Genomic DNA, 24,947 nt, shown 5'->3' with positions numbered 1-24,947 from the left:
CGCCATGAAAATTTATCGTAAATTACACAAGGCCCCCTTCAGGGTGCTGCGCATCAGTCGCCGCCGCTTCAGTCTGCGTTTAAAACGTGACATGTTGGTGCTTAAAGATGCCCTGGCCCAGGAGAAACAGGAGACCAAGGATATGCTGGTCGCCTATGGTCGCTACACCCGCAAGCAGGCCAGCAAGGAAGAGCTGCGACTGGCCAACCAGCAACTGGCAGACCTCATCAAGGGCCTGGGCCTTGGCGTGTTTGCCGTGCTGCCCTTTGCCCCCATCACCATCCCCGTGGTCGTCAAACTGGGTAAACTGGTCGGCGTCGAGGTACTCCCCAGCTCCTTTAACAATCTCTCCGAGCGCAAGGCCCAGCTGAGCCGCGAAGCCCAGGCCAACAAGCGTGCCCTGGAGGCTGTCGAAAAAGTCAGCAACGAATAAGGCGCCGCTTTCACCGACAGGGGCTAACATGCTAGTCTAAGTTGAATTTTGACCTCAACAAGATGATGCCCAATGACTCAATTACTCCTCTCTGGTTCCGAAGGGATCCCACTGACGCTGCTGGCGGCAAGTGACTACAACGACTGGCTAAACAGCCAGGAAAAACCGGTACAAAACTGGCTTTCAAGCACCCAATATCAAGGCAAAGGCCTGAGCCTGATCCCAGGCAATGACGGCGCCCTCAGTCAGGTGCTATTTGTCACCGAGAACAAAGACTCCCACTGGATGTGCGGCGATCTGGTCAACGAGCTACCAGCGGGCCAGTACCTGCTCGACAGCGACGGCCAGACCTGTAAGCTGGCGGCCTTTAGCTGGGCCATGGGCGCCTACAAGTTCGATCGCTACAAGGCTAACGAAAAGGTTTACCCTCAACTGGTGCTGCGCGATGCCGAACTGGTTGAGCAGACACTTAAGATGGTGCGCTCGGTCGCTATCGTGCGCGATCTGGTCAACACCCCAGCCGCCGACATGATGCCCCAGCACCTGGGCGAAACCATGGAGTCACTAGCGGCCGAGTTTGGCGCCAAGGTCACCCAAATCGTCGGCGACGACCTGCTGACCCACAACTACCCCACTATCCACATGGTTGGCCGCGCCAGCCATAACGCGCCGCGCCTCATAGACCTCACTTGGGGTGATGAAGATGCCCCTAAGGTGACTCTGGTCGGTAAAGGCGTCTGTTTCGACTCCGGCGGCCTGGACCTTAAACCAGGTGCCGGCATGCGCCTGATGAAGAAAGATATGGGCGGCGCCGCACATGTTATCGGTCTGGCCCATCAGATCATGGCCGCCAAGCTGCCGGTGCGCCTGCGCGTATTGGTGCCTGCGGTAGAAAATGCCGTCTCGGCGAACGCCTTCCGTCCTGGCGATGTGATCACCACCCGCAAGGGCCTCACGGTTGAGATAGACAACACGGACGCCGAAGGCCGTCTGGTGCTGTGTGATGCCCTGGCCGAGGCCAACAGCGACAAGCCTGAGCTGCTGATCGATTTTGCCACCCTGACAGGTGCCATGCGTATCGCCCTAGGCACTGAGCTGCCTGGCTTCTTCAGTAATGACGATGAAGTCGCTGCAGGCATCACTGCCTCGGGCCTGAACGTTGAAGATCCTGTATGGCGCATGCCGCTGCACAAGCCTTACTTCGAGTTGACCGGCAGCGATATCGCCGATCTGGCCAACTGCGGCAAGGTGCCTTTTGGCGGTGCGATCACGGCGGCGCTTTATCTGGAAGCCTTCGTCGATGAGGAGATCAGCTGGACCCATTTCGACGTCATGGCCTGGAACACCCGCAAGCTACCGGGTCGCCCCATCGGCGGTGAGGCATTCGGCATCCGCGCCGTGTTCGGCTACCTGGCAGAGCGCTTCGGTAAGTAACGCCCGCTCTAGTCGCGCCCTAGTCACTATCCAGTCACTGAGAGTGAGATCAAAAAAGCCCGAGCTATGACTCGGGCTTTTTATTTAGAAACATCTAACCGGCGTTATTATACCAATCGTAATAAATAATTAATCATTCTAGCTTGTTAAAACGCTCGATAACTGTATTAGTATTTTTAATTGTAGAATAACTACTTATCTAAAAATCCTGCTTTGTTCTCAAGCGTTTTTCCTGCGCTATTTCTGATCACATATTTACTGTGATTGGTATTACTCTTCGACGCCCTTGCTGCGCAGGAACTCATCATAGCTTCCCTTGAAGTCGTTCACGCCCTGCGGGGTGATCTCTATGATACGAGTCGCCAGTGATGACACGAAGGCGCGGTCATGGCTGACAAAGATCAGCGTGCCCTGGTACATCTCGAGTGCGTTGTTGAGCGACTCGATCGACTCCATATCCAAGTGGTTGGTTGGCTCGTCCATCACCAGAATGTTCGGCTTTTGCATGATAAGCTTACCAAACAGCATACGGCCCTTCTCACCACCCGAGAGCACGCGTACCGACTTCTTGATGTCGTCGGCGCTAAACAGCATACGACCGAGGTAGCCACGCACACTCTGGTCGTCATCTTCAGGTTTACGCCACTGACTCATCCACTCAAACAGTGTCATGTCGTTTTCGAAATCGGCTTCGTGATCCTGAGCATAGTAACCAATGGATGAGTTTTCAGACCATTGAATGGTACCTGTGTCCTGAGGGATGTCGTGGATCAGGGTACGCAGCATGGTGGTCTTACCCACACCGTTTTCACCCAGCACGGCGATACGCTCACCCACTTCGGCGATCAGGTTAAAATCTTTAAACAGCGGGCCTTCGTCATATCCCTTAGAGAGATCCTCAACCACCAAGGCGTTACGGAAGAGTTTCTTCTCTTGCTCGAAACGAATGAAGGGGTTAACACGGCTAGAGGCCTTAACCTCATCAAGCTTGATCTTCTCGATCTGCTTGGCACGAGAGGTCGCCTGTTTCGCCTTAGAGGCGTTGGCTGAGAAGCGCGCCACGAAGCCCTGTAGCTCGGCGATCTGCGCCTTTTTCTTGGCGTTGTCAGACAACAGACGCTCGCGAGCCTGGGTCGCCGCCGTCATATATTCATCATAGTTACCCGGATAGATGCGCAGCTCACCATAGTCGAGATCCGCCATATGGGTACACACAGAGTTGAGGAAGTATCTGTCGTGCGAGATGATGATCATTGTGCTGTTACGCTGGTTAAGCATCTCTTGCAGCCAGCGGATGGTGTCGATATCCAGGTTGTTGGTCGGTTCGTCGAGCAGCAGCACATCGGGATCGCTAAACAGCGCCTGAGCCAGCAGCACACGCAGCTTGAAACCTGGGGCAATTTCGCTCATCAGGCCGAAGTGTTGCTCCAGTGGAATACCCACACCCAACAGCAGTTCACCGGCGCGGCTTTCGGCGGTGTAACCGTCCATCTCAGCGAACTCCATCTCAAGCTCGGCCACCTTGATACCATCTTCTTCGCTCATCTCAGGTAGCGAATAGATGCGGTCACGCTCTTGCTTCACCTTCCACAGCTCGGTATGACCCATGATCACGGTATCGACCACGTTAAACTCTTCGTAACCAAACTGGTTCTGACTCAGCTTACCCAGGCGCTCGTTCACATCCAGAGAGACGTTGCCCGATGTTGGCTCGAGTTCACCGCCAAGGATCTTCATGAAGGTTGATTTACCACAACCGTTGGCACCGATGAGGCCGTAGCGGTTACCGCCGCCAAATTTTACTGAGATGTTTTCAAACAGCGGCTTAGAGCCAAACTGCATGGTGATGTTAGCTGTCGTGATCAATGTGAAATTCCGAAAATAGTAGTTAAGCGAAGTGACGCCTGTTTGAGTCTAGTACCCAGCCTCAACAAACACCCTATCGGCTGCCGATGACAAGCTGATGAAAAACTGCGCTAAAGGGATATTTTAAAGCGCGCTACTATAGCCACTTTGGGGCATTTTATCAACTTAAGCGGGCGATTTTCCGCCGCTAACATGGGTGAAAACGGCGGTGCTCTTATTGCGCTAGGGCAGATGCGTTGTCTATAGCTAATCGGGTCTGTTCATCGGCAGGCATAAAGCCAAACACCTGACTGTAGAACGATAATTCTGCGTTGAGCGCGGCGATACGATTCAGGGGTTTCTTCACCCCATGGCCCTCATCGTCAAACTCCAGATAGGCCACAGGCACGCCGCGCCCCTTGAGGGAGGTGTAGATTGCCTCTGACTGACTCGCCGGCACGATAGGGTCTTTCGCGCCCTGCACCAGTAGCAGCGGCGCCTTGAGGTCGTCCAGATGATATAGGGGCGAGCGCTGGCGATACAGAGGAGAGTTGGGCGTTAGCTCGCCCACCAGATGATGCAGGTAACCCTGCTCAAACTTATGGGTTTCTCTCTCCAGCGCCTCGAGATCGCTGATCCCCGAATAGACTACGCCGGCCTTAAAGGTCTGATAGAAGGCCAGCGCCGACAGCACGCTGAAACCGCCGGCGCTCATGCCACGAATGGCCACCTTATCCGCATCGACCCAGCCCCTGTCGGTCAGATATTCGGCCGCCTCGATGGCATCTTCCACCTCCGCCCGGCCCCACAAACCATAGAGACTCTGACGATAGGCCCGGCCAAAACCCGAGCTGCCGCGATAATTGACATCCAGCACGGCAAAGCCACGACTGGTCCAAAATTGAATGTCACGGCGAAAACTCAGGCTGGCCTGCCAGGTCGGGCCACCGTGCAGCATGACGATCAAGGGCGGACGCTGGTCGTTTGGCGCAATATACTCTGGATTCATGGGACCATAAAAATAGCCATAGACGGGCAGTCCACTGATATCGGAGATAAACTGAATCGGCTCGGCGCGGGAGATATAGCGAGGATCCAGCGCCGTGACCTTAGGCGCATACACCAGCTCGACGCCCCGGCCGCGAATGCGATAGATCCCCTTCTCCGGCGTTGTCTTACTGCCGATGAAATAGATGCCGTCCGGCCCCTTGACCAGCTGTTTCACCTCGGCAAACTCGGCGGCGATCGACTCTGTGACCCCAAGTTTCATATAGAAGCGCAGCAAATCAGTCTTACCTTCATGCTGCACACTGACGATCAGTTGATCCTCTGTCTCAAATGCATAGCTGTGATTACCCAGCTGCCAATCTGGCTTGGCAAACTCCCCCGCCAGCTCGAGCACAGCTTCGGCCTTGCCCTCGGGCGTTACCCGATAGAGGTTCCACCAGTTATTGAAATCGGCCACCACAAAGAGCTCGCCACTTGGGCTGTAAACAGGCTGAGTGATCGCACCTTGCAAATTGCTAAGCAGTCGTCTCGGTTGCGTGATGCCGCCCTTGGGGTCGAGAGCGGCCACCCAAAGCTCGGTATTGTCCCAGGGCATGTTGGGCTGCTGCCAGCTGATCCAGGCCAGCTGACGATTATCCGGTGAGACCCGCGGCGCGGCGTAAAAGTCGCTGCCGCTGACCAGTGTCTCGCCTTCATTTTCAAAGTTGAGGTTTAAGGCCACTATGCTGGCGGTGGGCGCGCCCGTCTTGCGGTGATCTTCGCGCACACAGATAATCCGTGAGCCCTTAGGGTAAGAGACACAATCGGCGTGGCGAGTATTAATAGGGGTTAAGACCACAGGCGCCTGATTGGGGGCGATACGGTATAGGCGCTGATCGTCGCGTTTCACCGCAAACAATGTGCTGCCGATGGCCAGCATAGGCGCGCCACCATACTCATGCACTCGGCTTTTCACATCGAATTCGGGATTGATGATGCGTGTCACTTCACCCTCTGGGGTAAGCTTATTGACCCCCACCTTACCGCCGTGACTGGCGTCGGTCTGGGTGAAATAGAGGCCGCCCTCTATGGGTCTCAGCACGCCAAAGCTGTCTGAGGGGGCGTAGACCAGTTTGGCCGAGAGCACTGAATGCCAGCTGCCGTAGTCGGCGATCAGCCGGCCGCTACGTTTATCACGAGGCAGCTCGGGAGTCTCCCCCCGAAAAAGATGCATAGCAAGCATGACGGCCACGGCCACCATTACCAGAATCAGGTTTTTGAACCGCCGCGTCATAAACTTAGTTCACTTGAATTTACGCCAAAAGAATAACTTACGTCGCAACCACAGAAGCGTGAGCCTCTGCTTCTCTGCGCTCAGGCCAAAGTAGATGCACAGCCAGGGGGAGATCAGAATATACCAGGGTAAGAAACTGGCCGAAGACTGAGTAACCAGCAGAAAGAAGAAGCCCGCGTAGATCACCACCCCCCCAAGGACACCCACAATCAACATCAGCGTCTTGGTTGCTTGTTCAAACCATATCATCTTTCTTTTCTTACTCATAAGGTTAGATTACATCAAGTGGCGCACCTTCGCACATTGCAATTTCGCACAATGATTAAGGATAGGGGCCGCAATAAAAAAACGGGCACTGGGCCCGTTTTACACTGGGATAAGCCAGCGATTAGATGCGGATACCGCCGTCGATCTCGAACACACGACCGTTGACATAGTCGTTTTCGATGATGAACTTAACGGTAGAGGCGATTTCGCTTGCCTGGCCCAGACGTCCAACCGGTACCATCTTCTCTAGACGCTCTAGCGCCTCTGGCTTCATGGCCGCCGTCATCTCTGTCTCGATCACACCCGGCGCAACGGCGGCACTACGAATGTTGTAGCGCGCCAGCTCCTTCGCCCAACCCACAGACATGGCAGCAACGCCAGCCTTAGAGGCCGCGTAGTTGGTCTGGCCAATATTGCCCGCCTTCGCCAGGCTAGAGATGTTGACGATCACACCTTGCTGCTTCGAGGTGATCATGGCCGCCGCCGCTTCACGACCACAGAGGAATGAGCCCGTCAGGTTAACATTGATCACCGCCTGGAACTGCGCCAGCGACATGCGATCTGTTACCTCACCCTCTTTGGCCTTCACCAACATGCCATCGAGCAGGATACCCGCGTTGTTAACCAGCACGTTGACCTGGCCGAAATCTTCGAGGATGTAACCGAAACCCGCTACCACATCTTCTTCATCTGTGATATCGAAGGCGTAGCCTTGTACCTCGGTGGTATCGCCGATATCGGCACAGGCACGCTCTAACTTCTCCTGATCCACATCGATAAGCGCCAACTTGGCACCCGCAGCGGCAAGTTCTTGTGCCATCGCAAAACCTAAACCACCGGCACCACCTGTGATGACTACAACCTTATCTTTTAAATCCATCAACTTACCCTTTTTTATTAAACTGCTCAAAAATACTGGAGAAATCACGCTTACCATTTCCCTGACGGGCATGATTCACGTACAGGCTACGGGCCAAGGCGCCCATTGGGGTGCTCGAATTAGAGAGCAGGGCCGCCTCCTGGGACAGACCTAAGTCTTTCACCATGAGATCAACCATGAATCCACCCTGGTAACCATTTGATGATGGCACGTTTTCCATCACATCTGGACAAGGATTATATTTATCTAGCGTCCAATTACCACCACTACTGACCTTCATGATCTCAGAAAGCACCTTAGGGTCCAGTCCATGGTCTATCCCCATCTGGATTGACTCGCTGGTGCCAACCATGAGCACAGACAGCAGCATATTGTTACAGATCTTGGCCACCTGACCGGCACCCGGGCCGCCGGCATGGAAGATATTGGCGCCCATCACATTAAGTACGCCCTGAGCCTGCTCGAAGGCGGCATCGCTGCCGCCGCAGATAAAGGTCAGGGTGCCGGCCGCCGCACCTGCAGTGCCGCCCGATACCGGCGCATCGATAAATTCGAGTCCCTTGGCCTTGGCCTGCTCGGCGACGAAACGCGCACTCTCGGCGTCTATGGTAGAACAATCGATAAGCAAGGTGCCATCGGCCACTACATCGATGATCCCCTTATTCTGCTCATCTCCCAGATAAAGACTGCGCACATGCTTACCCGCAGGCAACATGGTGATCACCACATCGGCCGCAGCCGCCGCGGCGCAGGCGCTGGGTGCCTGCATGGCGCCCTGCTCGACCACATGGTTCAGGGCCGCCTGAGAGAGATCGAAGGCCTTGACCGTATAGCCAGCCTTCACCAGGTTGACCGCCATAGGGCCACCCATGTTACCTAATCCGATAAATGCAACTGTATTCATGTTTTGCTCCTTTTCCTCAGGCTTTACCTGAAAAATTATTGGCCTAAGGTGCGCAGTGGATCGTTTTGCGGATCCCATGGCGAGGTCATCAGTGACTTGACCATCTCTTGAGGCACCGCCTCGACGGTCTCATATAACCAGTTTGGCTGACGGTCTTTGTCGATAAGCAGCGCTCTAACCCCTTCGGCAAAATCGCCGATAGCGCAGCAGTTACAGCTCAGTCCCAACTCCAGTTGGAACACCTGGCTCAGACTCAGCTCAGTCCCCAGCAGCGACTGCTGATACACCAGGTGCAGACTCAGCGGGCTGCCGGCCAGCATAGTGCTGAGGGCGCGCGCCAGCCAAGGCTCGGCATCTTCTACCGCCTTCACTCTGGTCATTATCTCATTGAGTTCACCGTCCATCAGGGCATCGATCTCGGCTTGATGCTGCTCGAGGATACTCTCGCCCATTGGCTGGGCGCAGCGGCTCGACATCGCCTCAAGCAGGGCGTTTAGCTTGCCGTGGTTGGCGCAGACATCGCTTTCCCAGTCGATGCTTGAAAGCGCATCGAACAGCGGCTGCTTGTCACTTGAATTCAGGTAGTGATTACCCAGGCCAACATAGAAGGCGTCGGCGCCATCCATGTTGTAGGCGGTCATGCCCAAGAAACGTCCCATATGACCCGGCATACGGTTGAGGAAATAGCTGCCGCCCACGTCGGGATAGAGGCCGATAGTCACCTCTGGCATGGCGATGCGAGAACGCTCGGTCACCACGCGGTGGCTGGCACCGGCCATCAGGCCCAGACCGCCACCCATGACGATACCATCACCCCACACAAGCACTGGCTTGTCGAAGGTATGCAGCAGATGATCGAGAAAATATTCTCGGGTAAAGAAGTCCTGGGTCACCTCTGGGATCTCGCCCGGCAGCTCACGGGCGGCCTGATAGAGGGCGCGCACGTCGCCACCGGCGCAGAAGGCCTTCTCACCCGCACCGTCCAGCACCACCATGGCGATGGCGTCATCGTCGGCCCAGGCGGTCAACTGACTAGTCAGCGCGCGCACCATATCCATGTTGAGGGCGTTGAGCGCCTTCTCCATGTTGAGGGTCGCAACGCCCACCAGCTTACCCGATAAGGTCCCTAAGGTCTGAAAGACCACACAATTTGTCTGTTCAGTCATTAGCGATTCTTCCAGTTTGCTTTGCGCTTCTCCAGGAAGGCGTTAACCCCTTCGGCTTGATCTTCTGTGTCGAACAGACCGACAAACAGCTCACGCTCCAGCGGCAAAGCCTGGGTGCGCGGCATGGCGCGGCCAGATTGGATCAGCTGCTTACATACTGTCACGCTGCTTGGGCTCTGATTAGCCACCTTCTCGGCCAGCGCCATGGCGGCATCTAAGGCTTGACCCTTTTCGACCACCTCTTCGATAAGCCCTATGCTGAGCGCCTTGTCGGCGTTCACCCGCTCGCCGCACAAGATCATGCGCTTGGCCCAGCCCTCACCTACCATGGCGGTGAGGTTTTGGGTGCCACCGGCACAAGGCAGCAGGCCAACAGTGGCTTCAGGCAGTGCCATCACGGCCAGCGCCTCGGCGATGCGGATATCACAGGCCAGCGCGACTTCCAGGCCGCCGCCCATGGCGTAACCATTGATAGCCGCGATAGAGACGCCGCGAAATGCGCTCAGCGCCTCGAAGGCCTCACCAAAGTGTTTTGCTATGGTGGCCGCGTTACCCTTGTCACCGTCGGCAAACAGCTTGAGATCGGCACCGGCGCTGAAAAACTTCTCGCCTTCCCCGGTCAGCACCAGGGCATAGATCTCCTTGTTGGCGTTAAGCTCGGTCACCTTCTGCTTGAGTAGCGCCAGGCTATCGGCCGTCCAAGTATTGGCCGGTGGGTTGTTCATGGTCAGTACGGCGGTATGGCCGATGATCTGTTCAACTATCGCTGTCATCTTTGTTCTCCCTGACTATAAGATTGGGCTGGCGTTTTCGTCGAGTAGACGGCGGGCGATGATGAGACGCATGATCTCATTGGTGCCCTCTAGGATCTGGTGGACGCGCACGTCGCGGAAGTGACGCTCCAGCGGGTATTCGCGGATATAGCCATAGCCACCGTGTAGCTGCAGCGCGCTGTCACACACCTTGAAGCCCACGTCGGTGGCAAAGCGTTTAGCCATGGCGCAGTAGGCGGTCGCCTCTGGATCACCAGAGTCGAGTTTGAAGGCGGCCAGACGTACCATCTGACGGGCGGCTACCAGCTCGGTTGCCATATCGGCCAGCTTAAATTGCAGCGCCTGGAAGGCGGCAATCGGCTTACCAAACTGCTGACGCTCGTTCATATATTGCTGGGCACGCTCCAGCGCCGCCTGGGCGGTACCGACCGAGCAGGTCGCGATGTTGATACGACCACCGTCGAGCCCCTTCATGGCGAAGGTAAAGCCCTGGCCCTCTTCACCCAGAAGGTTAGTCACAGGCACGCGCACCTTGTCGAAGGTGATCTCGCGAGTCGGCTGGGCGTTCCAGCCCATCTTGTCTTCCGCCTTGCCGTAGCTGATGCCCTCGGCATCGGCTGGAATAGCAATCGCCGAGATCCCCTTAGGGCCAGCGTCGCCTGTGCGGCACATGACGACTAATAGCTCGGTAGAGCCTGCCCCAGAGATAAACATCTTGGCGCCTGAGATCACATACTCGTCGCCTTCGCGTACCGCCTTGGTCTTGAGTGATGCCGCATCGCTGCCCGCACCCGCCTCGGTCAAGCAGTATGAGGCCAGTTTGTTACCTGTGGTCAGCGCCTCAGACCACTCATCGCGCAGTGTCTGAGAACCGAAGCTGGTCACCATCCAGGTGGCCATGTTGTGAATGGTCAACATGGCGGTGGTGGCGGTACAGCCCATGGCGAGCTGCTCGAAAATAATGGAAGAGTCCAGACGCGACAGGCCCATGCCCCCTTCCGACTCGGGCGAGTAGAGTGAGCAGAAGCCCAGCTCACCGGCTTTTTGAATCACGTCTTTGGGAAAATGATGTTCTTCGTCCCACTTGGCGGCAAAGGGTGCCAGCTCTTCCTGGGCAAATTGGGTAGCCAGTTCGGCAAACTGACGTTGGTCGTCATTCAGATTAAAATCCATCTGATCTCTCCTTTCGCGCCTTTGTATTTGCCTTAGTCGGCTTATTTATGGCGGCGCGTTAACTTGTTGTAGGCTAGTAATGATAAAAGCGATTCGGCCCCGGCCTTATCGCTTTTACCTTGCAAGGTCTCTTGCTATCCCTTATTTCAGGGCAATGGTCATGTTAGGCGCATGGTGCTCCGCCTCGACGATATCTGTCTCGAACCAACGAGCGGTGATCGTCTTGGTTTCTGTATAGAAACGCACCGCCTGCTTACCGTAGGCGTGTTGATCGCCGTAGAAGCTGCCCTTCCAACCGGTGAACGAGAAGAAAGGCAGTGGCACAGGAATAGGCACGTTGATCCCCACCTGACCCACTTCGATGTTGTGTTGGTACTTACGGGCCGCGGCGCCGCAAGCGGTAAAGATTGAGGTGCCGTTACCGTATGGGCTGGCATTGACGACCTCGATAGCCTCCTCAAGCGTCTCGGCTTCCATGCAGCACAGTACAGGGCCGAAGATCTCTTCCTTGTAGATGCTCATGTCGGTGGTCACATTGGTAAACATGGTTGGGCCAACCCAGTTGCCGTTTTCGTAGCCTTCGACGGTAAAGTCGCTGCCGTCCAGCAGACACTCGGCGCCCTCTTCCTTACCTTGGGCGATTAGCTTGAGCACGCGCTCCTTGGCCGCCGGGCTGATAACCGGGCCATAGGCCGCATCTTTATCGTCCCACACGCCGGGTCTAACCTTGGCGATGGCATCACGCAGCTCTGGGATCCACTTCTTGGCTTCACCGACAAATACCGCTACCGACAGCGCCATACAGCGCTGACCGGCCGCACCCACAGAGGCACCTACCAGGTTGTTGATCACCTGCTGCTTGTTGGCATCTGGCATGATGACACAGTGATTCTTGGCACCGGCGAAGGCCTGTACTCGCTTGAGGTTGTCGGTACCCGTCTTATAGATGTACTGACCCACACCCACAGAGCCGACGAAAGAGATCGCCTTGATATCCTGATGGCTCAGCAGCACGTCTACGGCCGTCTTGTCGCCATGTACCAGCTGCAGTACGCCCTTAGGCGCGCCAGCCTCTTCGAACAGCTCAACCAGACGCTGCGGTGTCATAGGATCTTGCTCAGACGGCTTAAGCACGAAGGTGTTACCACAGGCGATAGCCAGCGGGAACATCCACAGCGGGATCATCGCAGGGAAGTTAAAAGGGGTAATACCGGCGCACACACCCAGGGGCTGAGTGTAGCTATAGGTATCTATGCTGCGGGCAACGTTTTCAACAGTTTCACCCATGATCAGGCTGGCGATATTACAGGCATGCTCGGCCACCTCGATACCGCGCCATACATCGCCCTTGGCATCTTCGAACGTCTTACCGGTTTCCTGAGCCAGGATGGTGGCGATCTCATCATGATGCGCCTTGAGCAGGTGCTGGTAGCGGAACATCACACGCGCACGCTCAGACACAGGCACCTCTTTCCAGGCAGCAAAGGCTTGCTTGGCGCTGGCGATCGCGGTTTCAACTTCTTCTACCGTAGCGGCGTTGATGGTGGCAATCACCTCGTTGTTCGCCGGGTTGGTGACAGAGATCTGTTGCTGGCCGCTACCTAAAATAAACTGACCGTCGATGTAATGTTTTACTTGAGTTGTCATATCGCTTTCCTAAATACGTCTAACAGGCCTGGGCGAATGCCGCTGCCTGATGATCTGCTATGTAAGTGACAGCAAAAAACTCACATAATCATGGGTGAATGCATGGGCTCGCGGTAGCGAGCCCAAATAACGGGATTAAACTTCGATTGCCATGGCAGTGGCTTCGCCGCCACCGATACAGAGCGAGGCCACGCCGCGCTTAAGACCTCTGGCCTTCAGGGCGTGAATAAGCGTCACCAGTACGCGGGCACCCGAGCAGCCGATAGGATGGCCAAGTGCGCAGGCGCCGCCGTTGACGTTAACCTTGGCCTCGTCTAGCCCAAGCTCAGAGATAGCCAGCATGGTGACCATGGCGAAGGCTTCGTTGATCTCAAACAGATCCACCTCGTCTTTCGACCAGTTCACCTTATCCAGTAGCTTATTCATGGCGCCGACCGGGGCTGTGGTGAACATCGAAGGCTCTTGTGAATGTGTGGTATGCCCCTTGATGGTGGCCAGCACCTCCAGGCCACGCTTGCAGGCCTCTTCGGCGCTCATCAGCATCAATACCGCCGCGCCATCTGAGATAGAGCTAGAGTTAGCGGCCGTGATGGTGCCATCTTTGGCAAAGGCGGGACGCAGAGTTGGGATCTTCTCGGGTCTGGCGTTACCTGGCTGCTCGTCGGTATCGACAACAAGATCGCCTTTGCGGCTCGCCACGGTAACCGGCACTATCTCGTCCTTAAAGGCGCCAGATTCGATGGCAGCGTTGGCTTTTTGCAGCGAGCCGAGGGCAAAGTTATCCATCGCCTCTCGGGTAATACCGAAATCATCGGCCGTCTTCTGGGCGAAGGTGCCCATGGCGCCGCCCGTGTAGGCATCTTCGAGGCCATCTAAGAACATGTGATCCAGCACCTTGCCATGGCCCATACGCATGCCGCCACGAGCCTTATCCAGCAGGTAAGGCGCCTGGCTCATGCTCTCCATGCCACCGGCGATCACGACATCGGCGCTGCCGGCCTTAATCAAATCATGGGCCAGCATGACTGTCTTCATGCCTGAACCGCACACCTTGTTGACCGTTGTGGCGCCAACAGACAAAGGAAGATCCGCACCTAAGGTTGCCTGACGCGCAGGGGCCTGACCCAGGCCTGCCGGCAATACGCAGCCCATCAAGACTTCGTTAACCTCATCGCCCTGAACGCCGGCCGCGTCCATGAGTCCCTTGATCGCCGTGGCGGCGAGTGTCGGTGACGGCACGCTGGAAAGGGCTCCCTGGAATCCGCCCATAGGGGTGCGTTTTGCCGCGACAATCACGATTTCTTGGTTAGTTTGCTCTGTACTCATCTTCCGCTCCATTCAAGGTACTTATGCGCTCACATCACACGACTCCCTCAGGGAAGCGTGATCATGTTCAAATAATATCACTCTGACGTTTACGCGAACGTAAAGCAAGCATTAACTGGTCGAATTTCACTAACTTTAGTCTAATGTCTTGTCAGGCTGCATTTACAGCGTGGAGACAAGATACTGTTTTTGGTGGTATGCGCAACAAGGGGAATAGGCTAGCATGCTGCTGCAAAACAAGAGTAAAGTTGTTAAAAACAATGACTAATGAATAGCAAAGGCAAGGTGCAGCGTTTTTTGGCAAGACATATGCGACTATTTACTGGTAAAAATAAGGTTAAAAATATAAGGCTATCGGCCTACTAGTTTCACATGGACGGGACGAATTATGACACCAATACCTACGGCATCAGTACCTACGACATCAGTACCTACAACACCAGAACCAATAAGAACAAATACCCCTACAGCCCTGGGAAAATGCCTTTCCCTCTGCGTCTGCCTACTATTGACCCTGACCCTCACCCAGGCATGGGCCGAGTCGCCAGCTAATGTAGACATCACAGCAAGTGGCAATGCCATCATCGCGGGACATGAGTTCAGCCATGACTCGCGCGAGTTTAAGGCGCCAAGGCGCTACATGGTCTCCCTGCCCGAAGGCTACTATGGCAACACGCGGCACTACCCCGTGCTCTATGTGGTGGATGCCGACTTTCAATTTCAACATGTATCGGCCCTGGCACTGCATCTGGCGCGCATGGGCAAGATAGCGCCCATGATAGTGGTGGGCATCGCCAATCAAGGCCAGAGCGATTATCTCTACACCACCACCTGGAAGAGCGACGAGGGCGAGGCCTTTGGCGGCGCAGACACCTTCTATCGCTATCTGACCAAGGAGCTAGTACCCACTATAGACAAGCAGTTTCGCACCAATCCCCACAAGGCGCTGGCGGGCTACTCCATGGGCGGCCTATTTACTCTCTATGCCATGACACAAGCAAACAGCCCCTTCGATGCCTATCTGGCCATGAGCCCGAGCGTTTGGTATGACAAGATGAGTTATATCGAGCGACTCGATGAGCGGCTCAAGCAAGGTGCGATAACGGCGCCACTCTTTCTGACCTTGGCCAACGAGCAAGAGATGGGCGTGGATGAACTGGTAACTGCGCTCAAAGGCTATGACGCACAAAAGATCCGCTGGCAATTTAAGCACTACCCCGACGAGAACCACTTCACCACCGCCCTGCCGGCACTCAATGACGGCCTGCTATTCTTATCCCCCGACTATGGCCTGGATGGCGGCGAGATGCTGGCCCTTGGCGACTACCGCGCAGTGCTGGATTATTTTGCCAAACGCAAGGCTAACTGGGCCGGCTTTCATATCGAATGGCTACAAGCCTACCAATTTGCCAAGTATCTGTTCTGGTCCAAGCAGCTCGATAGACTCGATGAGGTTTTACAGGCGGTAAAAGCCGAGTTTCCCGACTCGCTCACCATGGTGACGGTTCAGGTGGCCAAGGGCTTTAACATCAAGGGGCAAGCCGAAAAGGCCAAGGCCATGCTCGATAGCGTGGCCAAACAGGGAGAGGCCTCGCCCTACTGGCACAGAGAGATGAGCCTCTACTATCAAGGCATGGGGGACGAGGCGAATGCCAAGCGCCATCAGGACAAAGCCTTAGCACTCGCCGAGGAGTATCGCCTCAACACCTGGGAACTTTGGGAGCTGCAGTAGCGTGCCTATCCGCCGATATCCTAGCTTTGTTCTAGGCCAGTGCCATTAAGCCCACACCATCAAACAGCAGTGGCTGCCCGAAACCGCGCAGCCCTGTCTTGGTGGCGATGACGGCGTCCTCATCGCTACACAGAATCAAGGGATACTCGGCCAGCGTCGACGCCTCCAGTAGGCTGGCGGCCTGCACGCTAAGCGCTACCCCGCCATCGCTGAGATCGCTATGGGGCAGGAATTGATAAGGAAGCAAGGCTAAAGCCCCTAAGTCGCTCAGTCCCAGAGGATTCACATCACCGCACAGGGACGCACTGGCGATGGTCGGCGTCATCAGCATGGCCCCGGCGCTAAGACCAATTAGGATCCCGCCGCAATTAAGATAGGCCTTAAACGACTCCATCAGGCCGCGCGCCTGCAGCTGAGCTAAAAATTGAAAGGTATCGCCACCGGCGAGGTGGATAGCCTGGCAACTCAACAGTGTATTCAGCCCCGCCAGCGTATAGCCCTGCTCGAGATCCAGATAGTGACACAGGCTCACCCCCAATTCGGCATATTGTTTCTGAGTCGCACCGTAGTAACTTAACTCTGGTTCATGGCCTGAGGCCAAATAGCCCAGGCTGGCGCCTTCACCGAGCACTTCTGTTATCGCAGCTTGACTTGCTGCGCCGCTAAGATCGCTAATCAATACCAGTGTCACCTGACTTCTCCTTGTAAGTTGTTTGCCTTCCCAGCGCGACTTCGACTTCTAGGTTAGCCCTGATATTGACGCTTTATCTCGACCACCTCGACCTGATAACGCTCATACCAGGTGCTGCGGCCGAGTTCTTGGGCGATTTGATGTTCGCTGTCTTGTTTCCAGGCCAAAATGTCGGCCTCACTTTGCCAATAGGAGATGGCAATCTCCTGCTCCCCTTCGGTCACGGCGACAAAATCGACGCAATGATATTTATCCATCGCCACCTGACGCATCTTAGCAGCCATCTCTGAGTATCTGGCATCTAACTTGGCCACCTTGGCCCGAAATATCACGGCAAACATCTTGCTCCCTCAATGGATTAAAAATAGAAGATTGCAGCCATTACAGCTGCTGGAATTGACTCGCCATCGCCTGGATCTGCCTGAGCCCTAGGCCATGTTGATTACGCTCGGCGCACAGTGCTTGATGAGCCTTATCGAGAGGATCACCAATCAACAAGATGCGCACCTGGTAACCCATCGCCTTGGCGGCGGCATCGTAAGCCATAAACTCCCAATGAGCCATGTTGGTGTTATCGCAGATCACCACAGGTTCATGGCGAGACAATGCCTGAATAAATCCGGTGAGATTAAGCTGATGATATTCAGACAGCTTGCTGGCGTCGAAACGGTACTCACCCTCGCAGATAAAACGATCATCGGTAGAGAAGTAGCCGCGACGGCGAATCGCCTCGCCGTCGCGGCGAGCGGCAATGAAGCAATCGACCCAATGGCTCTTGCCGCTACCCGGCAGCCCCCGCATGATGATGGCCAGTGGACAGTTAGGACTGTCTTCGCCCCTTATCGCTTCTTGTGTCTGCGCTTCTTGTGTCTGCGCTTCTGGTGCCTTCTCTTCAGGTGCCTTCTCTTCAGGTGTTTGCGCAGCTTCTATCTGAGACAACTCCCCTGCTGGGCTCGCCTCAGTGATCACGCGATGACTCACGCCTTGGAGACGCCCGGTAAGGGCTGGTCGCTTATCACCTCACCAGCCAGGATCTGCTCCACCAGTTGTGGCACTATCTCGCTGGCCTTACCCTGCAGATGATACTGAAACTGGCTGTGGCGATCGGCTGGCATCAGGTTAACCTCAACCGTCTGGGCACCATGATGATTGGCGGTATCGACAAAGCCGGCGGCGGGATAGACGGTGCCCGAGGTGCCGATGGCGATAAAGAGATCGCAGGTATCCAGCGCATGCTGTATCCGATCTAGGCCGATAGGCATCTCGCCAAACCAGACCACGTGGGGGCGCAGGCGCTGGGCGGGAATACAACAGGTACAGGTATGGTTGACGCCGAAGTGATCGGTCAACAGAAAGGTTTGGTGAGAACGTGGGCAACGACCCTTAGTCAACTCACCATGCATGTGCAGCAAGCGACGCGAGCCGGCGCGCTCATGGAGATCGTCGATATTTTGCGTCACCACCAACAGCTGACCGTCGAACTCCTGCTCTAGCCTCGCCAGCGCCTTATGGGCGGCGTTGGGTTCAATTTCACCATTATGGAGCTGCTGCCAGCGCTCGTTATAGAAGCGCTCCACCATTTCGGGATCGCGGGCATAGCCTTCAGGCGTCGCCACGTCTTCAATTTTATGCTCTTCCCAGAGCCCATCTTGATCCCTAAAGGTTCTCAAGCCAGATTCAGCTGAGATCCCTGCCCCAGTTAACACTACGATCTGCCGATACATCCCTCTTCCTTATTTTAATGCTTATGCGGGCGGCTGGCACCCACAGGATACAGGTTAACCAGATTTCATCCTGCCTGATAAGTCGCCGTTGGGCTATTAGGCATTAGTCTCAATAACATTACAAAAAGTACGCGTTAAATTCAGCCTAAATCACACAGGTAGGGCCAATTTAGAACAAATTTCTGCCGATGCGAACAATATGCAAGATCAAAGGTTTAAGTTTTCAATTTCACCCCCTATAATGGTTCTCAACATCAACTACTGAACCACTATTGGCATTGCTAATGGTTCTTCAATCCAGAGATTAATGATGACAGATGGAAATCAAGCGCTAAAGAAAGCGGGATTAAAGGTCACCTTACCACGAGTCAAGATCCTCGAGCTGATGCAGGAGCCCGAAAACCAGCATATCAGTGCAGAAGAACTATATAAGAAACTGCTCGATATTGGCGAAGAGATAGGACTGGCAACGGTTTACCGTGTACTGAACCAGTTCGATGACGCGGGTATCGTCACCCGTCACCATTTCGAAAGCGGCAAGGCGGTGTTTGAGCTGGCCTCGACCCACCATCATGATCATCTGGTGTGTCTCTCTTGCGGCAAGGTGATCGAGTTCTCTGATGAAGTGATCGAGAGACGCCAAGACGAGATTGCCATGAAGCACAACATCAAGCTGACCAACCACAGCCTATATCTCTACGGTGTCTGCACCAACGACGAGTGCGACCACGGCGACGAATAATTCGCAGGCATACAGCCGATACAAAAAAACCAGCATCATGCTGGTTTTTTTGTATCTTTTTTGTATCAAAGGTTTATCTCTGGCGAGGACTAACGCCTTCATCACAACACCTTAGCCAAACCGTATCACAACACCTTGTGAAATACGTTCACCTTGTGGCCCATAAACTTGCTGCGTTCACGCTCAGCCATGCCCAGCTTACGCGCCACCCCTTCGGAGCCCTTGTTGCCCAGCAGAATGAGCGCTATCGCCTCATCGATGCCGTGATCCTTAAAACGTGACAGCGCCGCCTGCCCGGCCTCGCTACCTATCCCCTTGCCCCAATATTCAGGCAGATAACGATAACCCAGCTCCACCTCATCAAATTCTTTAATATAAGTCGGGCCACAGAAACCTATTACCTTGTTATCGGCCTTATGCTCCACCGCCCAGCGGCCAAAGCCACGTTCGCGATAATTTTTGAGCAACACGTTTTCAAGAATATCCTCTGCCTGTGAGCGACAGGTCATGGGCGCGCCAGGAATATAGGTCAGCACCTCAGGAATGCTATTGAGCAGGAATAGGCTCTCCACATCCTTGGCCTCGAATCGACGTAATATCAGCCTCTCTGTTTCCGCGATGAACACAACTTACTCCTTTTTTCTCCCATCCAGCTCACCAATATACCCACTACAGGGTAGATTAGAAAGTATTAATCTAAGCTTTTGTCGACACAGCTTTACACTAAGCCCGCTTAAAATAAGCAAAATTCATCTAGCACCTACGCCATGGCCGATTGCCAAAGCCGCCGCAATAACGTTCAATAGATGGATAAATGATAAGTGTCTGCAATACAGGAATGCGTTATGACAATCATGCAAAAGGTCTTTTGGCTTATCGCCACCCTAGGCAATGGCGCCGGGCTCTATTTCTATCTCAATGACGGCGGCATGGGCGCGGCCATTTTTCTGGGCTTTACTCTGCTCTACACCTTGGTCGGCACCTATGATCTGCAATTTAGCTCACACACGCTTAACCGCCTCTACCCCGTGGTCGCCTACCTGCGCTACTTCCTCGAGTCTTACCGGGTAGAGATACAGCAGTATTTTATCGCCAGCGATACAGAGGAGACCCCCTTTAACCGCGAGCAGCGCTCCTTGGTCTATCAAAGGGCCAAGAACGTACGCGATACCATCGCCTTCGGCACCCAGCGCGATCTGTTAGAGGAGAACTATCTGAGCCTGTGGCACTCGCTGTCACCGAAACATATCGATGAGCAAGCCAAGCGGGTGCGTATCGGCGGACCTGACTGCACCCAGCCCTATGACGCCTCCTATTTTAATATCTCGGCCATGAGCTTCGGCTCCCTCAGCGCCAATGCCATCGAGGCTCTCAACTTGGGCGCCAAGAAGGCGGGTTGCTATCACAACACGGGCGAAGGCGGGGCCAGCCCCTATCACCTCAAACATGGCGGCGATCTGGTATGGCAGATAGGCTCTGGCATGTTTGGCTGTCGTGATGATGAGGGTAACTTTAATCCGGACAGCTTCGAGAAGATGGCCAAGCGTCCACAGGTCAAGATGATAGAGATAAAACTCAGCCAGGGCGCTAAACCCGGCCATGGCGGCGTGCTACCCAAGGCAAAGATCACCCCGGAGATCGCCATGATCCGCCATATCCCCATGGATAAAGACTGTGTCTCCCCCGCGGTCAATCCCGAGTGCACCACGCCCATCGCCCTGCTTAACTTCGTCAAACGCCTGCGGGAGCTCAGTGGCGGCAAGCCAGTGGGCTTTAAGCTCTGTATCGGTAATCCGGTAGAGTTTCTCGCCATCTGTAAGGCGATGCTAAAGACAGGCATCACGCCAGATTTCATCACCATAGATGGCGCCGAGGGTGGCACCGGGGCGGCGCCGGTAGAGTTCAGCAACCGTCTGGGCATGATGTGTCTCGAAGGGGTCTACTTTGCCAATAATGCCCTGGTTGGCGTAGGGCTGAGACACAAGATCACCCTGATCGCCTCGGGTAAGACAGCCTCCAGCTTCGATCTGCTGACCAAGATTGCCATGGGCGCAGACTTAGTCAACGCCGCCCGCACCATGATGCTGTCTCTGGGTTGTATTCAGTCGAGACATTGCAACACCAACATGTGCCCCACGGGCATCGCCACCCAGGATCCGGCCCGTTCCAAGGCACTGGATGTCGAGGTGAAGAGTGAGCGGGTAAAGAACTTCCACCATAACACCTTAAAAGCCTTCTATGAACTAGTGGGCAGCATGGGACTGGATAACCCCAACAAGCTAAAGCCGAGGATGATCAAACGCCGCTCTCCCTATGGCCTACTGATCTCCACCGGCAGCCTGGTGGCTCCCCTCACCCACAACGCCATCATAGAAGAGAAGCTGCAAGGCACCGCCTGGGCGTCATGGTGGCAGCAGTGCACCGCCGAAGACTTTTACTGCGAGGACACCTATATCCTGACCCCGGCCGAATTCGGCCTCTCTCGCCGCAGAGACAGCACATTCAAAGACAGGGCTTGAGCGATATTTTACAGAGATCAAAAAAGGCGCCCTAGGGCGCCTTTTTTAATGCTTACCGACTCGCTTGATTACCAACCAGTCTTAGCACGCAGTGCACTGCCGATGTCGGCCAGTGAACGTACGGTAGTCACGCCTGCCGCTTCTAGTGCAGCAAACTTGTCTTCAGCCGTACCTTTACCGCCAGCGATAATCGCGCCAGCGTGGCCCATACGCTTACCAGCAGGTGCAGTTACACCGGCAATGTAAGAGACGACAGGCTTAGTCACGTTAGCCTTGATGTAGGCCGCCGCTTCTTCTTCAGCAGTACCACCTATCTCGCCGATCATCACGATAGCTTCGGTCTGTGGATCGTTTTGGAACATTTCCAATACGTCGATGAAGTTAGTGCCTGGGATTGGGTCACCACCGATACCAACACAAGTTGATTGGCCGAAACCTTCATCGGTAGTTTGCTTAACCGCTTCATAGGTCAGAGTACCAGAGCGAGAAACGATGCCCACTTTACCTGGCTTGTGGATGTGACCTGGCATGATACCGATCTTACATTCGCCCGGAGTGATAACACCTGGGCAGTTTGGACCGATCATGCGAACGCCAGTCTCTTCCAGCTTAACCTTAACTTCCAGCATATCCAGAGTAGGAATACCTTCAGTAATACAAACGATTAGCTCGATGCCGCCGTCGATAGCTTCTAGGATAGCGTCTTTACAGAAAGGCGCAGGTACATAGATAACGGTAGCTGTCGCACCGGTTTCAGCCACAGCATCTTTTACTGTGTTGAATACTGGCAGACCCAGGTGAACCTGACCGCCCTTGCCTGGCGAAACACCGCCAACCATTTGCGTACCGTAAGCGATTGCTTGCTCAGAGTGGAAAGTACCTTGACCGCCAGTGAAACCCTGACAGATAACCTTGGTATCTTTGTTAATTAATACAGACATTATTTGCCCTCCGCAGCAGCAACAACTTTAACAGCAGCGTCGGTTAGCGACTCGGCTGCAATAATGTCAAGACCAGAGTTAGCCAATACTTCGCGACCTAGATCTGCGTTAGTACCTTCTAGACGAACAACCACTGGCACTTCAACACCCACTTCTTTAACAGCGCCAATGATACCTTCAGCGATCATGTCACAACGTACGATACCACCGAAGATGTTTACTAGCACTGCTTTAACGTTTGCGTCAGACAAGATGATCTTGAATGCTTCAGCAACACGCTCTTTAGTCGCGCCGCCACCAACGTCAAGGAAGTTAGCTGGCTTGCCGCCATGCAGGTTAACGATGTCCATAGTACCCATTGCTAGGCCGGCACCGTTTACCATGCAGCCTACGTTACCGTCTAGGGCAACATAGTTCAGCTCGAATTTCGCCGCGTGTGCTTCACGAGCGTCATCCTGTGAAGGATCGTGCATGTCACGGATCTTTGGTTGACGGAACAGTGCGTTGCCATCGATACCAATCTTACCGTCTAGACAGTGGATGTTACCTTCGGTAGTGATAACCAGAGGGTTGATCTCAAGCAGTGCGAAATCATGGTCGGTGAACATAGTCGCCAGACCCATGAAGACTTTAGTGAACTGCTTCATCTGAGTTGGGTTTAGACCCAACTTGAAGCCAAGATCACGTGCCTGGTATGGCTGAGGACCAGTCAAAGGATCGATAATCGCCTTGTGGATCAGCTCTGGTGTCTCTTCGGCAACAGTTTCAATCTCAACGCCACCTTCGGTAGACGCCATGAAAACAACGCGACGGGTCGCACGGTCAACAACGGCACCAAGGTACAGTTCGTTTGCGATATCAGTGCAGCTTTCGACTAGGATCTTAGCAACTGGCTGACCTTTTTCGTCAGTCTGATAAGTCACCAGGTTCTTGCCTAACCAATGCTCAGCAAATGCTCTGATCTCTTCTTTATCGCCGGTAACTTTTACGCCACCTGCTTTACCACGGCCGCCTGCGTGTACTTGACACTTAACAACCCACATATCTCCGCCAATATGGCCAGCCGCTTCTACCGCCTCTTGAGGGGTATCACAAGCATAACCTTCTGACACTGGTAAACCATATTCGGCAAATAGGGCTTTTGCCTGATACTCATGCAAATTCATGATGATCTATCCGTATACTTCTAATCTAATCCAACCGGCTCAGTTGAGTCGGTAGCGAGGGGTGATGCCTACCGTTGCCGATAGGCATCGAAACAACATCGTCTTACAGGTCTAATAGTAGACGAGTTGGGTCTTCCAGGAAGTCCTTAATGGCAACCAGGAAGCCAACAGACTCACGACCATCGATGATACGGTGGTCATAAGAGAGTGCTAGGTACATCATAGGTAAAATTTCTACCTGACCATTAACCGCCATTGGACGATCTTTGATGGCATGCATGCCCAAGATAGCGCTTTGTGGCAGGTTAAGGATAGGGGTAGACATCAGCGAGCCAAATACGCCGCCGTTAGTCACGGTGAAGTTACCACCAGTCATGTCGTCAACAGTCAGCTTACCGTCGCGGCCCTTAATTGCCAGCTCGCGTACGTTACGCTCGATGTCGGCCAGGCTCATGGTGTCTGTGTCACGCAGTACTGGAGTTACCAGGCCACGAGGCGTAGAAACCGCGATGCTTACGTCGAAGTAGTTGTGGTAAACGATATCATCACCGTCGATAGAGGCGTTCACTTCTGGGAAACGCTTCAGGGCTTCGGTCACGGCTTTCACGTAGAAAGACATGAAACCAAGACGGATGCCGTGCTTCTTCTCGAACAGCTCTTGATACTGCTTACGAATGTCCATGATAGGCTTCATGTTCACTTCGTTGAAGGTCGTCAACATAGCCGTTGAGTTCTTCGCTTCCAGCAGACGGTTTGCGATAGTCTTACGCAGACGCGTCATAGGTACACGCTTCTGGCTACGCTCACCCAGTGGCGCAACAACGGCTGGCGCTGCAGCTGACTTAGCAGCAGGTGCCGACTTGATGAAGGCTTCCACATCTTCTTTAGTGATACGACCGCCAACACCTGTGCCCTTGATCTTAGCTGCGTCCAGGTTGTGCTCGGCAATCAGACGACGAACAGATGGGCTTAGGGCATCGTTAGTCTCTTCGCTCTCAGCTGCCTGAGGCGCTGCCGCTTCGGCTTGTTCCTTAGAAACTTCCTGACCGGCAACCGCACCAGCAACAAACTTCGCGATAACGGCTTCGGCCAACACTGTGTCGCCCTCTTCAGCCAGGAACTCAACGATTGAACCATCTTCTGGCGCAACCACTTCTAAAACGACCTTGTCGGTTTCGATATCGACCAGGTTTTGATCACGAGACACTTGCTCGCCAGCTTTAACATGCCATGTGGCGATGGTTGCATCAGCAACGGATTCTGGCAGTACGGGTACCTTAATTTCGATACTCATGGAAAGCTA

The 24,947-nt window shown here is 54.5% G+C and carries 23 protein-coding genes; 5 read left to right on the top strand and 18 right to left on the bottom strand.

What is annotated here, in order from left to right; genetic code table 11:
* The first annotated feature begins 4 nt into the window (after window positions 1–4).
* Both L2731_RS09820 and L2731_RS09815 read left to right on the top strand, forming a co-directional pair.
* Window positions 5–433, top strand: a complete 429-nt coding sequence (locus tag L2731_RS09820) for an LETM1/MDM38 family protein (RefSeq protein ID WP_239850313.1) — start codon at window positions 5–7, stop codon at window positions 431–433.
* A 72-nt stretch (window positions 434–505) separates the two neighbouring features.
* Complete coding sequence (locus tag L2731_RS09815; protein ID WP_249252937.1) at window positions 506–1,867, top strand: leucyl aminopeptidase family protein; 1,362 nt, start codon at window positions 506–508, stop codon at window positions 1,865–1,867.
* A 270-nt stretch (window positions 1,868–2,137) separates the two neighbouring features.
* On the opposite strand, the gene L2731_RS09810 is transcribed toward L2731_RS09815, so the two are convergent.
* From L2731_RS09810 to L2731_RS09765, 10 genes are all read right to left on the bottom strand, one after another.
* Window positions 2,138–3,733, bottom strand: coding sequence for an ABC-F family ATPase (locus L2731_RS09810; RefSeq protein ID WP_041511532.1), 1,596 nt, complete (start codon window positions 3,731–3,733; stop codon window positions 2,138–2,140).
* Window positions 3,734–3,947: 214 nt separating this feature from the next.
* A complete protein-coding gene (locus L2731_RS09805; protein WP_249252936.1) occupies window positions 3,948–5,993 on the bottom strand; it encodes a S9 family peptidase in 2,046 nt (681 codons plus the stop codon).
* 9 nt (window positions 5,994–6,002) lie between these two features.
* A complete protein-coding gene (locus tag L2731_RS09800) occupies window positions 6,003–6,260 on the bottom strand; it encodes a hypothetical protein (RefSeq protein ID WP_249252935.1) in 258 nt (85 codons plus the stop codon).
* A 121-nt stretch (window positions 6,261–6,381) separates the two neighbouring features.
* Window positions 6,382–7,140, bottom strand: coding sequence for an SDR family oxidoreductase (locus L2731_RS09795; protein WP_011865472.1), 759 nt, complete (start codon window positions 7,138–7,140; stop codon window positions 6,382–6,384).
* Window positions 7,141–7,144: 4 nt separating this feature from the next.
* The gene (gene mmsB / locus L2731_RS09790; RefSeq protein ID WP_041511535.1) at window positions 7,145–8,044 is read right to left on the bottom strand and encodes a 3-hydroxyisobutyrate dehydrogenase; all 900 of its coding nucleotides are present in this window, start codon (window positions 8,042–8,044) and stop codon (window positions 7,145–7,147) included.
* 35 nt (window positions 8,045–8,079) lie between these two features.
* Entirely contained in the window at window positions 8,080–9,210 is a 1,131-nt protein-coding gene (locus L2731_RS09785; protein ID WP_249252933.1) for an enoyl-CoA hydratase/isomerase family protein, read from the bottom strand.
* Complete coding sequence (locus L2731_RS09780; RefSeq protein WP_249252931.1) at window positions 9,210–9,983, bottom strand: enoyl-CoA hydratase; 774 nt, start codon at window positions 9,981–9,983, stop codon at window positions 9,210–9,212. The genes L2731_RS09785 and L2731_RS09780 overlap by 1 nt, the downstream gene beginning before the upstream one ends.
* A gap of 15 nt (window positions 9,984–9,998) precedes the next feature.
* Entirely contained in the window at window positions 9,999–11,156 is a 1,158-nt protein-coding gene (locus tag L2731_RS09775) for an acyl-CoA dehydrogenase family protein (protein ID WP_249252929.1), read from the bottom strand.
* A gap of 141 nt (window positions 11,157–11,297) precedes the next feature.
* Window positions 11,298–12,803: a CoA-acylating methylmalonate-semialdehyde dehydrogenase gene (locus L2731_RS09770; protein WP_249252927.1), complete on the bottom strand. Its 1,506-nt coding sequence runs from the start codon at window positions 12,801–12,803 to the stop codon at window positions 11,298–11,300.
* Window positions 12,804–12,938: 135 nt separating this feature from the next.
* Window positions 12,939–14,129: a thiolase family protein gene (locus tag L2731_RS09765; protein WP_249252925.1), complete on the bottom strand. Its 1,191-nt coding sequence runs from the start codon at window positions 14,127–14,129 to the stop codon at window positions 12,939–12,941.
* Between the two features lie 388 nt (window positions 14,130–14,517).
* On the opposite strand from L2731_RS09765, the gene L2731_RS09760 reads away from it, so the two are divergent.
* Complete coding sequence (locus L2731_RS09760) at window positions 14,518–15,861, top strand: alpha/beta hydrolase (RefSeq protein ID WP_249252923.1); 1,344 nt, start codon at window positions 14,518–14,520, stop codon at window positions 15,859–15,861.
* 31 nt (window positions 15,862–15,892) lie between these two features.
* Here L2731_RS09760 and L2731_RS09755 read toward each other — a convergent pair whose 3' ends face one another.
* The 4 genes from L2731_RS09755 to cobB all read right to left on the bottom strand — a co-directional run bounded on the left by L2731_RS09755 (window position 15,893) and on the right by cobB (window position 18,276).
* Window positions 15,893–16,552 (bottom strand): Type 1 glutamine amidotransferase-like domain-containing protein, encoded by a 660-nt coding sequence (locus tag L2731_RS09755; protein WP_249252920.1) that lies wholly within the window; start codon window positions 16,550–16,552, stop codon window positions 15,893–15,895.
* Window positions 16,553–16,605: 53 nt separating this feature from the next.
* Window positions 16,606–16,893, bottom strand: a complete 288-nt coding sequence (locus L2731_RS09750) for an antibiotic biosynthesis monooxygenase family protein (protein ID WP_249252917.1) — start codon at window positions 16,891–16,893, stop codon at window positions 16,606–16,608.
* A 40-nt stretch (window positions 16,894–16,933) separates the two neighbouring features.
* A complete protein-coding gene (locus tag L2731_RS09745; RefSeq protein ID WP_249252944.1) occupies window positions 16,934–17,353 on the bottom strand; it encodes an AAA family ATPase in 420 nt (139 codons plus the stop codon).
* Window positions 17,354–17,529: 176 nt separating this feature from the next.
* Window positions 17,530–18,276 carry a Sir2 family NAD+-dependent deacetylase gene (gene cobB / locus L2731_RS09740; protein WP_239850299.1) on the bottom strand — a complete coding sequence of 249 codons (747 nt, stop codon included), beginning with the start codon at window positions 18,274–18,276 and terminating at the stop codon, window positions 17,530–17,532.
* 310 nt (window positions 18,277–18,586) lie between these two features.
* Here cobB and fur point away from each other — a divergent pair, with 310 nt between their 5' ends.
* Window positions 18,587–19,018: a ferric iron uptake transcriptional regulator gene (fur, locus tag L2731_RS09735; RefSeq protein WP_144198831.1), complete on the top strand. Its 432-nt coding sequence runs from the start codon at window positions 18,587–18,589 to the stop codon at window positions 19,016–19,018.
* Between the two features lie 125 nt (window positions 19,019–19,143).
* On the opposite strand, the gene L2731_RS09730 is transcribed toward fur, so the two are convergent.
* Entirely contained in the window at window positions 19,144–19,644 is a 501-nt protein-coding gene (locus tag L2731_RS09730; protein ID WP_249252915.1) for a GNAT family N-acetyltransferase, read from the bottom strand.
* A 219-nt stretch (window positions 19,645–19,863) separates the two neighbouring features.
* Here L2731_RS09730 and L2731_RS09725 point away from each other — a divergent pair, with 219 nt between their 5' ends.
* A complete protein-coding gene (locus L2731_RS09725) occupies window positions 19,864–21,537 on the top strand; it encodes an FMN-binding glutamate synthase family protein (RefSeq protein ID WP_249252913.1) in 1,674 nt (557 codons plus the stop codon).
* Between the two features lie 68 nt (window positions 21,538–21,605).
* Here L2731_RS09725 and sucD read toward each other — a convergent pair whose 3' ends face one another.
* The 3 genes from sucD to odhB all read right to left on the bottom strand — a co-directional run bounded on the left by sucD (window position 21,606) and on the right by odhB (window position 24,938).
* On the bottom strand, window positions 21,606–22,478 hold the full coding sequence (gene sucD, locus L2731_RS09720; RefSeq protein WP_011865457.1) for a succinate--CoA ligase subunit alpha: 873 nt from the start codon (window positions 22,476–22,478) through the stop codon (window positions 21,606–21,608).
* The gene (gene sucC / locus L2731_RS09715; protein ID WP_011865456.1) at window positions 22,478–23,644 is read right to left on the bottom strand and encodes an ADP-forming succinate--CoA ligase subunit beta; all 1,167 of its coding nucleotides are present in this window, start codon (window positions 23,642–23,644) and stop codon (window positions 22,478–22,480) included. Before sucC ends, sucD begins: the two co-directional genes overlap by 1 nt.
* 103 nt (window positions 23,645–23,747) lie before the next feature.
* Window positions 23,748–24,938: a 2-oxoglutarate dehydrogenase complex dihydrolipoyllysine-residue succinyltransferase gene (odhB, locus tag L2731_RS09710; RefSeq protein WP_249252911.1), complete on the bottom strand. Its 1,191-nt coding sequence runs from the start codon at window positions 24,936–24,938 to the stop codon at window positions 23,748–23,750.
* Window positions 24,939–24,947 lie beyond the last annotated feature (9 nt).

The sequence above is a fragment of the Shewanella aquimarina genome (assembly GCF_023349185.1).
In the GTDB taxonomy this organism is placed as follows: Bacteria; Pseudomonadota; Gammaproteobacteria; order Enterobacterales; family Shewanellaceae; genus Shewanella; species Shewanella aquimarina.
The sequence above is the reverse complement of the archived record's forward strand: the minus strand, read 5'-3'. Positions and strand labels throughout refer to the sequence as shown.

Bases quoted from the DNA above. Each gene is read 5' to 3' on its own strand.
- L2731_RS09820 (WP_239850313.1), top strand. From the start codon at position 5: ATGAAAATTTATCGTAAATTACACAAGGCCCCCTTCAGGGTGCTGCGC.
- L2731_RS09815 (WP_249252937.1), top strand. From the start codon at position 506: ATGACTCAATTACTCCTCTCTGGTTCCGAAGGGATCCCACTGACGCTG.
- L2731_RS09805 (WP_249252936.1), bottom strand. From the start codon at position 5,993: ATGACGCGGCGGTTCAAAAACCTGATTCTGGTAATGGTGGCCGTGGCC.
- L2731_RS09800 (WP_249252935.1), bottom strand. From the start codon at position 6,260: ATGAGTAAGAAAAGAAAGATGATATGGTTTGAACAAGCAACCAAGACG.
- L2731_RS09795 (WP_011865472.1), bottom strand. From the start codon at position 7,140: ATGGATTTAAAAGATAAGGTTGTAGTCATCACAGGTGGTGCCGGTGGT.
- mmsB (WP_041511535.1), bottom strand. From the start codon at position 8,044: ATGAATACAGTTGCATTTATCGGATTAGGTAACATGGGTGGCCCTATG.
- L2731_RS09785 (WP_249252933.1), bottom strand. From the start codon at position 9,210: ATGACTGAACAGACAAATTGTGTGGTCTTTCAGACCTTAGGGACCTTA.
- L2731_RS09780 (WP_249252931.1), bottom strand. From the start codon at position 9,983: ATGACAGCGATAGTTGAACAGATCATCGGCCATACCGCCGTACTGACC.
- L2731_RS09775 (WP_249252929.1), bottom strand. From the start codon at position 11,156: ATGGATTTTAATCTGAATGACGACCAACGTCAGTTTGCCGAACTGGCT.
- L2731_RS09770 (WP_249252927.1), bottom strand. From the start codon at position 12,803: ATGACAACTCAAGTAAAACATTACATCGACGGTCAGTTTATTTTAGGT.
- L2731_RS09765 (WP_249252925.1), bottom strand. From the start codon at position 14,129: ATGAGTACAGAGCAAACTAACCAAGAAATCGTGATTGTCGCGGCAAAA.
- L2731_RS09760 (WP_249252923.1), top strand. From the start codon at position 14,518: ATGACACCAATACCTACGGCATCAGTACCTACGACATCAGTACCTACA.
- L2731_RS09750 (WP_249252917.1), bottom strand. From the start codon at position 16,893: ATGTTTGCCGTGATATTTCGGGCCAAGGTGGCCAAGTTAGATGCCAGA.
- L2731_RS09745 (WP_249252944.1), bottom strand. From the start codon at position 17,353: ATGCGGGGGCTGCCGGGTAGCGGCAAGAGCCATTGGGTCGATTGCTTC.
- cobB (WP_239850299.1), bottom strand. From the start codon at position 18,276: ATGTATCGGCAGATCGTAGTGTTAACTGGGGCAGGGATCTCAGCTGAA.
- fur (WP_144198831.1), top strand. From the start codon at position 18,587: ATGACAGATGGAAATCAAGCGCTAAAGAAAGCGGGATTAAAGGTCACC.
- L2731_RS09725 (WP_249252913.1), top strand. From the start codon at position 19,864: ATGACAATCATGCAAAAGGTCTTTTGGCTTATCGCCACCCTAGGCAAT.
- sucD (WP_011865457.1), bottom strand. From the start codon at position 22,478: ATGTCTGTATTAATTAACAAAGATACCAAGGTTATCTGTCAGGGTTTC.
- sucC (WP_011865456.1), bottom strand. From the start codon at position 23,644: ATGAATTTGCATGAGTATCAGGCAAAAGCCCTATTTGCCGAATATGGT.
- odhB (WP_249252911.1), bottom strand. From the start codon at position 24,938: ATGAGTATCGAAATTAAGGTACCCGTACTGCCAGAATCCGTTGCTGAT.